This is a genomic window from Terribacillus sp. DMT04 (genome assembly GCF_019056395.1).
GTDB lineage: Bacteria > Bacillota > Bacilli > Bacillales > Amphibacillaceae > Terribacillus > Terribacillus aidingensis_A.
The window spans coordinates 2199638-2211788 of record NZ_CP077639.1; the positions used below are offsets into that span (position 1 = coordinate 2199638).

A 12151-nucleotide genomic window follows, 5' to 3' on the forward strand; every position below is an offset into this window, starting at 1 on the left:
TAACTGTAAAGTGAACAGTACTAATTCGCTTTCTCTGTTAAGAGTTTGTAAATAAAGCAAAATAGATAAGCTAAACACCGGAAACATTAGCATATAAAGGATTCTTGCGCTTTCCTTTGGTTGGGTGACACGGACAACATATAAAGTTTTGTTAATTCGGTTAAAGAAACTGCACAAACTGCAAACACTAAAAAACCGAACCTATGAAAACTCTGCAGAAGAATTTTCATGGTTCGGTTTTCTTTTAGATTAACACTTTATTATTCTAGTCTCAGCTGCGATTACTGAAGAACGCTCATGACTTTCTGTACAGATTCGACAGATTTGTCTAGCTGGGCTTTTTCATCGTCTGTAAGTTCAAGCTGAATAACATCCTCCAGACCGTTTCCGCCAATGATTGTCGGTACGCCTAGGAATAGATCGTTGTAGCCGTACTCCCCTTCCAAGTAAGCAATAGCCGGAAGGACACGGCGCTGATCTTTAAGGATTGCTTCCACCATGACTAGCAAGGATGCAGCTGGCGCATAATATGCGCTTCCGTTTCCAAGCAAGTTCACAATCTCACCGCCGCCTTTACGTGTGCGTTCCACGATGGCATCCAGGCGATCTTTTGGAATCAATGTCTCAAGCGGAATACCCCCAGCGTAGGAATAACGGATAAGCGGCACCATGTCGTCTCCGTGTCCGCCAAGAACAAAACCGGTAATATCCTTGATGGAAAGGTTTAGTTCTTCCGCTACAAATGTACGGAATCGAGCCGTGTCCAGCACACCGGATTGGCCGATAACGCGATTGCGCGGGAACCCGGAAGTCTTGTAGACCGTGTATGTCATAGCATCAACTGGATTGGTCAATACGACAATCACACTGTCTGGTGAATACTTTACAACTTGCTCTGTAACAGATTTCATAATCTTACTATTTGTGTTTACAAGATCATCACGGCTCATTCCTGGCTTGCGCGCTATACCGGCCGTAATAACTACTACGTCAGAGTCTTTTGTGTCAGCGTAATCTGCTGTTCCTTTTACATGGGCATCGAAGCCTTGAACAGGAGACGCTTCCAGCATATCCAATGCTTTGCCTTTTGTCGGATCTTCCATATCCGGAATATCGACCAATACAACATCAGCGAGTTCTTTCTGTGCGATGAGGAATGCTGTTGTTGCTCCAGTGAAACCACTACCGATTACGGATACTTTTCTTCGTTTTATTGCCATGATGATTCCTCCTTCGACAAGTTAGTCCATGTTTTTGATTAGTTCGTCACCAAATTCGGACGTCTTTACTTCTGTTGCGCCATCCATGAGACGAGCGAAGTCATACGTGACAACTTTAGAAGCAATCGTTTTGTCCATTGCTTTTGTAATGAGGTCAGCCGCTTCTCTCCAGCCTAGGTGCTCAAGAAGAAGCACACCAGAAAGGATAACAGAAGACGGGTTTACTTTATCTAAGCCTGCATACTTCGGTGCTGTACCGTGTGTTGCTTCGAAAATGGCATGGCCCGTATCATAGTTGATATTTGCTCCCGGTGCAATACCGATACCGCCAACTTGTGCAGCAAGTGCATCAGAGATATAATCTCCGTTCAAGTTCATTGTTGCTACAACATCGAACTCTGCCGGACGTGTTAGAATCTGCTGAAGGAAGATATCAGCGATTGCGTCTTTCACGACGATTTTGCCCGCAGCTTCTGCTTCTTTTTGTGCTTCGTCAGCAGCTCCTCGGCCTTTTTCTTCTGCAATCTTGTCATACTGATTCCAAGTAAATACTTTATCACCGTATTCAGCTTCTGCAAGCTCATAGCCCCAGTTCTTGAAGGCACCCTCAGTGAATTTCATGATGTTGCCCTTATGGACAAGCGTCACGCTCTTTCTATTTTCCTGGATAGCATACTCAATTGCAGCACGCACGAGACGCTGCGTTCCTTCCTCTGACACTGGCTTGATACCAATACCAGAAGTTTCCGGGAAGCGAATGTTATGTACTCCCATTTCATTCTCAAGGAATTCGATGACTTTTTTCACTTCCGGTGAGCCTTTTTGCCACTCAATACCAGCATAGATATCTTCCGTGTTCTCGCGGAAAATAACCATATCCGTATCTTCCGGCTTCTTCACTGGTGAAGGTACACCTTTAAAGTAGCGGACCGGACGCAAGCAAGTAAACAAATCAAGCTCTTGTCTAAGCGCTACGTTCAAAGAACGAATACCGCCGCCGATAGGTGTTGTCAATGGACCTTTAATAGCGATCTTGTAATCACGGATGACTTCAAGTGTTTCTTCCGGCAGCCATTCACCTGTCTTGTCGAATGCTTTCTGCCCTGCATAAACTTCTTTCCATTCAATTGACTTCTCGCCTTTGTAAGCTTTGTCTACTGCAGCCTCGAGTACACGGCTTGCGGCAGCCCAAATATCAGGACCTGTTCCGTCTCCTTCAATGAAAGGGATAACCGGTCGGTCTGGTACTTGCAGCGCTCCGTTAGTTACTGTGATTTTGTTTGCTTCAGCCATGTTCGATTCCTCCTAAAATAAAATATGATACTCTATCAGTTTAGCAAATATTGGCCTCTATTGTTGTAAAAATATTAGATTCTTTCTTCAAGTGATGTATAGGTACGATGCGTTTCTCCGACATACTCTGCTCGCGGACGGATCAAACGGTTATCTGCGAATTGTTCCAGAATATGTGCAATCCACCCGGAGAAGCGGCTCACCGTAAAGATTGGTGTATATAAATCATGATCAATTCCCAAGCTGTAATATACAGTTGCGGAGTAGAAATCAACATTCGCTGGGAGGTTCTTTTCCCGCTTGACGATGTCTTCTACTTTCACACTCATTTCATACCATTTCGATTGTCCTGAAATTTCGGTTAATTCACGAGACATTTCTTTTAAGAATTTCGCTCGCGGATCACCTTGTTTGTAAACGCGGTGCCCCATACCCATAATTTTTTCTTTTTTGGCGAACTTATCATCCAAATATGCTTCTACATTTTCAATCTCATTGATATCGAACAACATCTCCATTACTGCTTCATTGGCTCCGCCATGAAGCGGCCCTTTAAGCGCTCCAATAGCTGCCGTAAGACCGGAATACATATCAGACAATGTACCGACACAAACGCGTGCTGTAAAGGTAGATGCGTTTAATTCATGATCCGCATGAAGTACGAGTGCTTTGTTCATTGCTTCGACTTCAATGTCTTCTGGTTCTTTCTCGTTAAACATATACAAGAAGTTCGCTGCATAGCTGTAATCTGTTCTTGGAGCCACAGGCTCGTGACCAGAACGAATACGTGAAAATGCTGCTACCAATGTTGCGATTTGCGCCTGCAGACGGATCGCTTTTTTAGCATTGGCTTCTGGCGTATTTACTTCTGACTCTTCGTCATACAATCCAAGCAAAGATACTGCTGTACGCAGTGCCGACATCGGATGAACCGTTTTCAAATCATAGGATTTCAAATGCTCGATCACTGGATCCGGAAGCTTTGCCTGCGCAGCCAGTTCCCCTCTCAGCTGTGCAAGCTGCTCCTCATTCGGCAGCTCATTATGCCATAACAAATAAATTACTTCCTCGAAACTGGAATTACTAGCAAGATCATCAATGTTATAACCTGCATACGTCAGCTGATCATCTATAATTGAGCTAATCTTTGACTCTGCCGCTATAACTCCTTCAAGCCCCTTAACTACTGCCATGTTAATCTCTCCCCTTCAGTAAAAGTAAAAATCAATAACATGTGTAATAAAAACTTCAAATTGCCAGGTCTTTGAGTGAAGCACTTTCATTATAAACATAATCTGCCTATTTGTGAAATGAAAACGTTTTAATTTTTTTGTTTTCTTTATAATCTGATTCGTTTTAATTTTTTGTTATTTTGTAAACAATCCGATCACCTGAAGAATCATATAGGTGATACCTGCTCCAATTAATGGGCCGACTGCCACTCCGTTTAACAGTACAACAGCAAGGATAGTGCCTATTACAAGCGCTACCGTAACCTGTGGATCAGATGCCATCAGATTGACACCATACTTGCCAAGAATTGCTACTAAGATACCGGCAGCGAGTGCCACCCAGGCATAATATGATTTCACACTTGCATATAAATCCTTAAAGCCAATTTCTCCGCTTGCAATAGGGACAAGCACAGCAATCGTCAGTACGGTTATTCCGATACTCATGCCTTTGGATGCAAGAAAAGGAAACAGCTTATCATCGAGCTGCAGTACTTTTATGCCTAGCAGCACATACGCCGCTATGGTAATGGATTGATTTTTTCCAATTATTCCCAAAAGTAAAATGATGACTAAAAACAATGAAGATGTGTTTAACAAGATTATTTCCTCCAAATTTCTATAAATATATAAAAGGGGTGAGTTCATGCAGATGACGCTGCTCCATCAGCTGCTTCGAACGTGTATTGTTCTCGGTTCTATCGTTGGCTGTATCGCATTCATCATGCTTGCTGCACCTTATGTTTATCCATTTATTATATCTTTCATTTTAGCGATACTAATAAACCCGCTCATCCGCCTATTAGAAAATAAAACGGCGCTAAATCGGACAGCAGCCGTTGTTCTTGTTCTATTGATATTTTTAGGAATTTGTATTGGCGGGTTAGCATTAGCAGTTACAGAAATTGCCCAAGGCGCCACTTATTTAGCTAAAACAGTTCCCGCACATTTTACGGATTTTGTGAGCTATATCCAGAAGCTTTCGGAACAATATGTAATGCCTTATTATGAGCGGCTGATGTCTTTTCAGCAGGAACTGGATTCCAGTCAGCAAGATGCACTTGATGAAAACCTGCAAGCTGTTGCCCAGCATTTATCTGTCACTCTAGGCGAAGGGATTCAAGCAGCATTAGAAGCGGTTCCTTTGCTTCTTAGTAAGGCCCCGCTCTATATAAGCGTGTGTGTGTTTGCTTTACTCGGCACATTTTTCTTATGTAAAGACTGGGAGAGAATCAGTCGATTTTTGGAACGTGTTCTACCAGTCATGCTGCTGTCTTCTGGAAGACAAGTTGGCGAGGGTTTAAAAAAAGCATGCATTGGATTTCTCAAGGCCCAGGCATTGCTGCTAAGTCTTACGTTCCTTATCATGTGCATAGGCTTTACGGTGCTGCGGATTGAGCATCCTTTTGCTACTGCCTTCTTTATCGCACTCGTTGATATTGTCCCGTATATGGGCACTGGTATTGTCTTTGTTCCATGGATTTTATACAGTTTTCTAACCGGAAAATTCTCTGTAACAATAGGACTAGCTGTCCTTTACCTTATCATTGTGCTTCAGCGGCAGCTTATGGAGCCGAACCTGCTTTCTGTTCAGATTGGACTGAATCCATTAGCAACGTTAATTGCTGTTTTTGCAGGTTTCCAATTACTCGGTTTTATTGGCTTGCTGGCCGGCCCCGTGCTGCTGGTGATCCTGCATACCCTTCATCAGACAGGTGTGCTGCATCTGTTATGGAACTATGTGAAATATGGCAAACAAATTTAACGGCGATACACACGAATAGTATTTTTCGCTACCAGCCGCATTAACAATGCTTGCACCCAATAGCGCAGCTTCCTGCGGCTGAATGGGAGCAAAAACAACAATCCTAGCAAGTCGCTAATAAAGCCTGGCAGCAATAACAGAAAGCCGCCAATTAATATACACATACCGTTTAATAGTTCATCCGTCGGGGGCTGTCCGTTCTGCATTTGCTCTCGTGCTCTCCTGTAAGTCTGCAGACCTTCACGCCGAGCCAATGCCACTCCAAGCACGCCTGTTAGCATAATTAAAAGAAACAGCCACAAAAACCCGATTTCTGCCCCTGTCCAGATAAACACCGTAACCTCAAGCGCCGGAAATAAGATAAATAGAAACAGTAACGCTTTTTTCATATACAACGCTCCATCATCATTTAGATTACTAATAGTTTACCACAGCCGTCTTACCAAACAAAAAAAGGAGAAGGGACTTATCCCCCTCTCCTTCCTTCAACTTTCTTTTTTACAGGACGCTGGCATGTCCATCGTAAATATCACCTTTGGCTGCATCTACTGTTACGTAGGCACCGCTGCTGATTTTAGAAGTCGCTTCTGCAACTCCTACAACAACTGGGATACCAAGGCTAAGTCCGACAACTGCTGCATGGGAAGTCAAGCCGCCTTCTTCTACAATCAGGCCGCCCGCTTTTTCGATTGCAGGCATCATGTCTTTATCCGTACCGTATGTTACAAGGATATCGCCCTCTTGAAGTTCTTGCAATGCTTCTTCCGCATTTTTAGCAACTACTGCTTTGCCGTACACACTGCCTTTGCCGATGCCTTGTCCTTTTGCAAGGATATCACCAATTACATGAACCTTCATCAAGTTCGTTGTACCAGTTTCTCCGACTGGAACACCTGCAGAGATAATGATGCGGTCGCCGCGTTTGAAGAGACCAGTAGAAAGGCCAGTGTCAACTGCAAGATCAAGCATATCATCCGTTGATTCTACGCGCTCTCCTGTGATAGCTTCCACACCCCAAACAAGTGCAAGCTTACGATTGGTAGATTCATCAAATGTAACAGCAACAATCGGCTGTTTCGGACGATACTTCGAAATCATTTTAGCTGTATAGCCGCTGGAAGTAGCCGTTACAATCGCACTCACACTCAAATTGATTGCCGTGTGACCAACAGACTGGCTGATTGCGTCTGTAATCGTCATATCACTTGCTTTAGAGTTCTTATCAAGAATCGCTTTATGATCAAGTGCTGTTTCTGCTTTTTTCGCGATATTGTTCATCGTACGCACTGCTTCAACTGGATAATTACCAGCTGCCGTTTCACCAGAAAGCATAATCGCATCTGTTCCATCAAAGATGGCATTCGCAACGTCGGACGCTTCTGCTCTTGTCGGACGAGGGTTGCGCTGCATGCTATCCAGCATTTGTGTAGCAGTAATAACAGGTTTACCTGCAATATTACATTGCTTAATCATTTCTTTTTGAGCCAATGGTACATCTTCTGCCGGGATCTCAACACCCAGGTCACCACGAGCAACCATTAAGCCATCACTCACCTGCAGAATTGCTTGCAGATTGTCGAAACCTTCTTGGTTTTCGATTTTTGGAATGATTTGAATATGACCAGCTTCATTTTTTTCAAGCAATTCACGGATTTCCAAAACGTCAGATGGGCGTCTAACGAAGGAAGCTGCGATGAAATCAATTCCTTGTTCGATACCGAACTGAATGTCATTTGCATCTTTGTCAGTAATACCTGGCAAGTTTACGCTGACACCCGGGACATTCACTCCTTTTTTGTTTTTCAACAAACCAGAGTTTAATGCCTTTGTTTTAATTTCATTATTCGCTTTATCGATGTCCAATACTTCCAGCTCAATTAAACCATCATCCAGCAGGAACTTAGATCCAACGTGAACATCATTAATCAGGCCTGGGTAAGTGACAGAAAATCTTTCTTTTGTCCCTTCCATTTCGTTCATGCTAACGAAAATCTCGTCACCTTTTTCAATATTCGCCTCGCCATCTTGCAGAATACCAGTACGGATCTCCGGGCCCTTCGTATCCAGCAGGAGACCAACTGTTCTGCCCGCACGGCGTGCTGCTTCGCGGATATTCTTGATACGAGCACCATGCTCTTCATAATCCCCGTGGGAGAAATTAAGGCGGGCGACATTCATGCCTGACTCAATAAGCTGGACTAGTGTTTCTACGGACTCAGACGCTGGTCCGATTGTACATACGATTTTTGTTTTTCTCATTATGAGAATCCTCCTTCAGTAGTGCAACATCTATTAGATAGATAGTTCTTGGGATAGCTTGTACATATCCAAATCGATTTCGTGTTTTTGATCCAGAATATCAAGTATGTCGTGGTCGACAAGCTTATTGTTCTGGATTCCCACCATGCGCCCGGATTTGCCTTCAAGCAAGAGATCGACTGCTTTACCGCCTAAACGGCTGGCTAGCACGCGATCATTTGCAGTAGGTGATCCGCCCCTTTGCACATGTCCCAGGATTGTTACACGCGTATCCATATTAGTTGCTTCTTCAATACGTTTGCCGAATTCGAAGCCGCTTCCGACTCCTTCCGCAACGATGATGATACTATGTTTCTTTCCGCGTTCTTGACCGCGCTTTAAACGATCAATAACGTCGTTGAAGTCAGTCGGCTGTTCCGGAATAAGAATACTTTCCGCACCATCAGCAAGTCCTGCCCAAAGGGCGATATCTCCTGCATGGCGGCCCATTACCTCAACAACATAGGTACGCTCATGACTAGTAGCCGTATCGCGCACTTTATCAATCGCTTCTATTACAGTATTGAGTGCTGTGTCAAAGCCAATGGTAAAGTCGGTACCAGGTATATCGTTATCAATTGTTCCAGGAACACCGATACAAGGATAACCTTTTTGTGTCAGCTTTTCAGCTCCGCGGAACGAGCCGTCCCCGCCAATTACTACTAATCCTTCGATACCGAAACGTTTCAGCTGTTCAATACCCTTTTCCTGTCCTTCATCGGTTTTAAACTCTAAACAGCGCGCAGTATGAAGCACCGTTCCGCCCCGCTGGATGATATCACCGACAGAACCAAGATCCAGCTGTTTGATATTTCCATCAATCAACCCTTGATAACCGTTGTATATACCGTAAACTTCTAATTCATGATAAATAGCTTTTCTGACTACGGAACGAATTGCTGCATTCATGCCCGGAGAATCTCCGCCGCTTGTTAGAACACCTATCTTTTTCATGCACTCACCTCTACACAATTTCGATTATAGAACTTTTGTACCCTCTCAAAGATAATCCTTATCCGACTAATTATCAAATAAAAACATATAATTTTCTTATTAAAAAAAGTGAGCGTCGAAAATCTGCAAAAATCCTATGTAAAACGTTTACAGAAGCGGAAAATGCAGAGAATCTATTAAGTGATCTATTCTGTGTAAGCACCGATATTACTATATTTTTCCCATCTTCTCTCTAGTAATACTTGCTTGTCCATTTTTTCCAGCTGTGCAAGATTCTCTGTGAGGGCGTGATCGACTAGTTCAGCTTGTGATGCAAGGTCTCGATGAGCACCGCCGCGAACTTCAGGAATGATGTTATCAATAACACCTAATTCTTTCAAATCTTGTGCTGTTATCTTAAGTTTTTCAGCAGCTTCTTTTGCTTTTCCGCCATCTTTCCAAAGAATAGAAGCAGCTCCTTCAGGGGAGATAACAGAGAAAGTAGAATTCTCCAGCATAAGCAGTCGGTCTCCAACTCCTAACGCTAGTGCGCCGCCGCTTCCCCCTTCTCCGATAACGATACAGATGATCGGTACTTCAAAACCAGCCATCTCCATTAGATTGCGGGCGATTGCTTCACTTTGTCCGCGCTCTTCTGCTGCGCGGCCGGGAAATGCTCCTTTTGTGTCAATAAAGCAAATGATAGGGCGGCCGAATTTGGCTGCTTGCTGCATGTGACGTGCTGCTTTACGGAACCCTTCTGGATGCGGCATCCCGAAATTACGGCGAATATTTTCTTTCGTCGATTTTCCTCGCTGATGCCCGACAACCGTGACAGGCTGACCTTTGTACTTTGCGATACCAGCAACAATGGCTGCATCATCTCCGTAATAACGGTCGCCGTGAAATTCCAGGAAGTCCGTAAATAGGTGTTCAATATAATCAAGCGTCGTCGGACGGTCTGCATGCCGTGCCATTTGAACACGGTCCCAAGGCTTAAGATTTGTGTAAATATCATTCTCAAGCTTCTCCAGCCTTGTTTCCAATTTTACAATCTCTTCAGACAGATCCAGGTCACTGTCCGTTGTGAATTTCTTCAGCTCCGCAATCTTTTCACGCAGGGCAATAACCGGCTTCTCGAATTCCAATACTTGTCTCATGATACGTTTCCTCCTGCTTGGTGAATATCGAGGATAGTAGTCAGGTACTTCTTCATATCATGGCGGTTGATGACAGCATCAAGCTGACCATGCTCCAGCAGAAATTCTGCTGTCTGGAAATCATCCGGCAGCTTTTCACGAATTGTCTCTTCAACAACTCGACGGCCGGCAAAACCAATCAATGCACCTGGCTCAGCAAAATTATAATCGCCTAAAGAAGCAAAACTTGCAGACACTCCGCCATATGTCGGGTTTGTCATAACAGAAATCATTAATCCGCCCGCATCACGGAAACGCTGAACTGCTGCTGATGTTTTCGCCATCTGCATCAAGCTTAGCGCACCTTCTTGCATTCTGGCACCGCCAGACGCTGTAAAGATAATAAATGGGATGTTCTCCTCACGAGCTTTTTCCAGCGCACGCGCGATCTTCTCTCCTACAACGGATCCCATACTTGCCATTCGAAAACGAGAATCCATGACAGCGAATGCTGTGCGGAAACCGTTAATTGTGCCTTCTCCAGTCACAACGGCCTCTTTCAACTCCGTCTTAAGCTGATCTTTCTCAAGCTTTTGTGAATAACTCGGGAATTCAAGCGGATTACCCGTTTCTAAATTTTTGTCATATTCCAAGAATGAACCTTCATCAAACAAGCTATTAATTCGCTCGTCAGAGGGCAATTGATGATGGTGACCGCATTTCTGGCACACATATAATTGCTTTCTCATCTCTTCTCGGTAGTAGATTTTCCCACAACCCGAGCATTTGAGCATGAGTCCCTCAGGAATATCCTGCTTCGCCTCTTCACTAGGCTTGGAAGCATGTTTCTTCTTGCTAAAAAAATCTTTAAGCAAGGTAATTCCTCCTTTTGAACAAACGCATCTAACTATTTATTGTACCATCATTTCGTTATAAGTGCGCGTATAATTCCACTATGTAAAAACAGATAACCTGCGTCCAGCAGACAATTTCCAACAATGGAAGCATCTGCCTTGGCAGGTTTATTATCAATCTTCGTCGATAAGTGTAAGCTGACGCGTTTTCTCTGCTACTTCTTCTGGATCAATCGTAATACGGTTCACACCAGTGTCCATTGCTGCTTTCGCTACAGCTTTGGCAACAGCTGGAGCAACGCGAGGATCGAATGGAGCTGGGATTACGTAGTCTTCGTTCAAATCGCTCTCGTCAATTAGCTCAGCAATCGCTTTGGCAGCGGCGATTTTCATTTCTTCGTTAATACCGGTTGCGCGAACATCCAGTGCACCGCGGAAGATTCCAGGGAAAGCTAACACGTTATTCACCTGGTTCGGGAAATCAGAACGGCCGGTACCGATAACACGGGCACCAGCTTCTTTCGCATCGGTTGGCAAAATTTCTGGATCAGGGTTTGCCATTGCGAAGATGATTGGATCTTTCGCCATTGTGCGCACGTCATCTTGAGAAAGCAGATTCGCAAGGGATACACCGATGAACACATCTGCGTCCTTGATCGCATCAGACAGGCTTCCTTCTTGACGGTCACGGTTTGTAATTTTCGCAACGCGGTCTTTCATTTTGTTCATGCCTTCTGGGCGGCCTTCGTAAATCATGCCTTTGGAGTCACACATAATAACGTTATTTACGCCAAGGCTGTGCAGCAATTCGATAATAGCAATACCAGCCGCGCCAGCACCGTTGGCAACAACTTTGATATTGTCAAAGCTTTTGCCAACCAATTTAAGGGCGTTCAATAGACCAGCAACTGTTACAATCGCAGTCCCGTGCTGATCATCATGGAATACAGGGATATCTGTTTCTGCTTTTAGGCGTTCTTCAATTTCGAAGCAGCGCGGTGCAGAGATATCTTCCAAATTGACACCGCCGAATGTTGGCGCCATTAGTTTAACTGTACGGACGATTTCGTCAACATCATTTGTATCCAGCACGATTGGGAAGCTGTCCACACCTGCGAAGCTCTGGAATAGAACCGATTTTCCTTCCATCACTGGCAGAGATGCTTCTGGGCCGATATTTCCAAGGCCAAGTACAGCAGAACCGTCGCTGACAACGGCAACCATATTGCCTTTCATTGTATATTCATAAACGTCTTCTTTATTTTGATGTATTTCTTTACAAGGCTCTGCTACTCCGGGAGAGTAGGCAAGGCTTAAGTCTGTCGCGTTACGAACAGGGATCTTCGACTTCATTGTCAGTTTCCCTTTGTTTTCGCGATGTATTTTCAGTGCATCTTCTCTAAGATTGGACATATTT

11 protein-coding genes are annotated in these 12151 nt (G+C 44.2%); 1 reads left to right on the forward strand and 10 read right to left on the reverse strand.

The window, feature by feature from the left end; genetic code table 11:
- Positions 1-281 precede the first annotated feature (281 nt).
- From mdh to KS242_RS11730, 4 genes are all read right to left on the reverse strand, one after another.
- Complete coding sequence (mdh, locus tag KS242_RS11715; RefSeq protein WP_217321501.1) at positions 282-1220, reverse strand: malate dehydrogenase; 939 nt, start codon at positions 1218-1220, stop codon at positions 282-284.
- Between the two features lie 21 nt (positions 1221-1241).
- Positions 1242-2513, reverse strand: coding sequence for an NADP-dependent isocitrate dehydrogenase (gene icd, locus KS242_RS11720; RefSeq protein WP_097041882.1), 1272 nt, complete (start codon positions 2511-2513; stop codon positions 1242-1244).
- A 74-nt stretch (positions 2514-2587) separates the two neighbouring features.
- Positions 2588-3706, reverse strand: coding sequence for a citrate synthase (gene citZ, locus KS242_RS11725; RefSeq protein WP_217321502.1), 1119 nt, complete (start codon positions 3704-3706; stop codon positions 2588-2590).
- A 174-nt stretch (positions 3707-3880) separates the two neighbouring features.
- Positions 3881-4345: a DUF441 domain-containing protein gene (locus KS242_RS11730; RefSeq protein ID WP_217321503.1), complete on the reverse strand. Its 465-nt coding sequence runs from the start codon at positions 4343-4345 to the stop codon at positions 3881-3883.
- Between the two features lie 46 nt (positions 4346-4391).
- Here KS242_RS11730 and ytvI point away from each other — a divergent pair, with 46 nt between their 5' ends.
- The gene (ytvI, locus tag KS242_RS11735) at positions 4392-5510 is read left to right on the forward strand and encodes a sporulation integral membrane protein YtvI (RefSeq protein ID WP_217321504.1); all 1119 of its coding nucleotides are present in this window, start codon (positions 4392-4394) and stop codon (positions 5508-5510) included.
- Here ytvI and KS242_RS11740 read toward each other — a convergent pair.
- From KS242_RS11740 to KS242_RS11765, 6 genes are all read right to left on the reverse strand, one after another.
- On the reverse strand, positions 5507-5899 hold the full coding sequence (locus KS242_RS11740) for an FxsA family protein (RefSeq protein WP_217321505.1): 393 nt from the start codon (positions 5897-5899) through the stop codon (positions 5507-5509). The two genes, ytvI and KS242_RS11740, sit on opposite strands and share 4 nt — an antisense overlap.
- A gap of 109 nt (positions 5900-6008) precedes the next feature.
- Complete coding sequence (gene pyk, locus KS242_RS11745) at positions 6009-7769, reverse strand: pyruvate kinase (RefSeq protein WP_217321506.1); 1761 nt, start codon at positions 7767-7769, stop codon at positions 6009-6011.
- 33 nt (positions 7770-7802) lie between these two features.
- On the reverse strand, positions 7803-8762 hold the full coding sequence (gene pfkA / locus KS242_RS11750) for a 6-phosphofructokinase (protein WP_217321507.1): 960 nt from the start codon (positions 8760-8762) through the stop codon (positions 7803-7805).
- Positions 8763-8947: 185 nt separating this feature from the next.
- On the reverse strand, positions 8948-9901 hold the full coding sequence (accA, locus tag KS242_RS11755) for an acetyl-CoA carboxylase carboxyl transferase subunit alpha (RefSeq protein WP_217321508.1): 954 nt from the start codon (positions 9899-9901) through the stop codon (positions 8948-8950).
- Entirely contained in the window at positions 9898-10755 is an 858-nt protein-coding gene (accD, locus tag KS242_RS11760) for an acetyl-CoA carboxylase, carboxyltransferase subunit beta (RefSeq protein WP_217321509.1), read from the reverse strand. Before accD ends, accA begins: the two co-directional genes overlap by 4 nt.
- A gap of 153 nt (positions 10756-10908) precedes the next feature.
- The gene (locus tag KS242_RS11765; protein WP_217321510.1) at positions 10909-12147 is read right to left on the reverse strand and encodes an NADP-dependent malic enzyme; all 1239 of its coding nucleotides are present in this window, start codon (positions 12145-12147) and stop codon (positions 10909-10911) included.
- Positions 12148-12151: the final 4 nt, after the last annotated feature.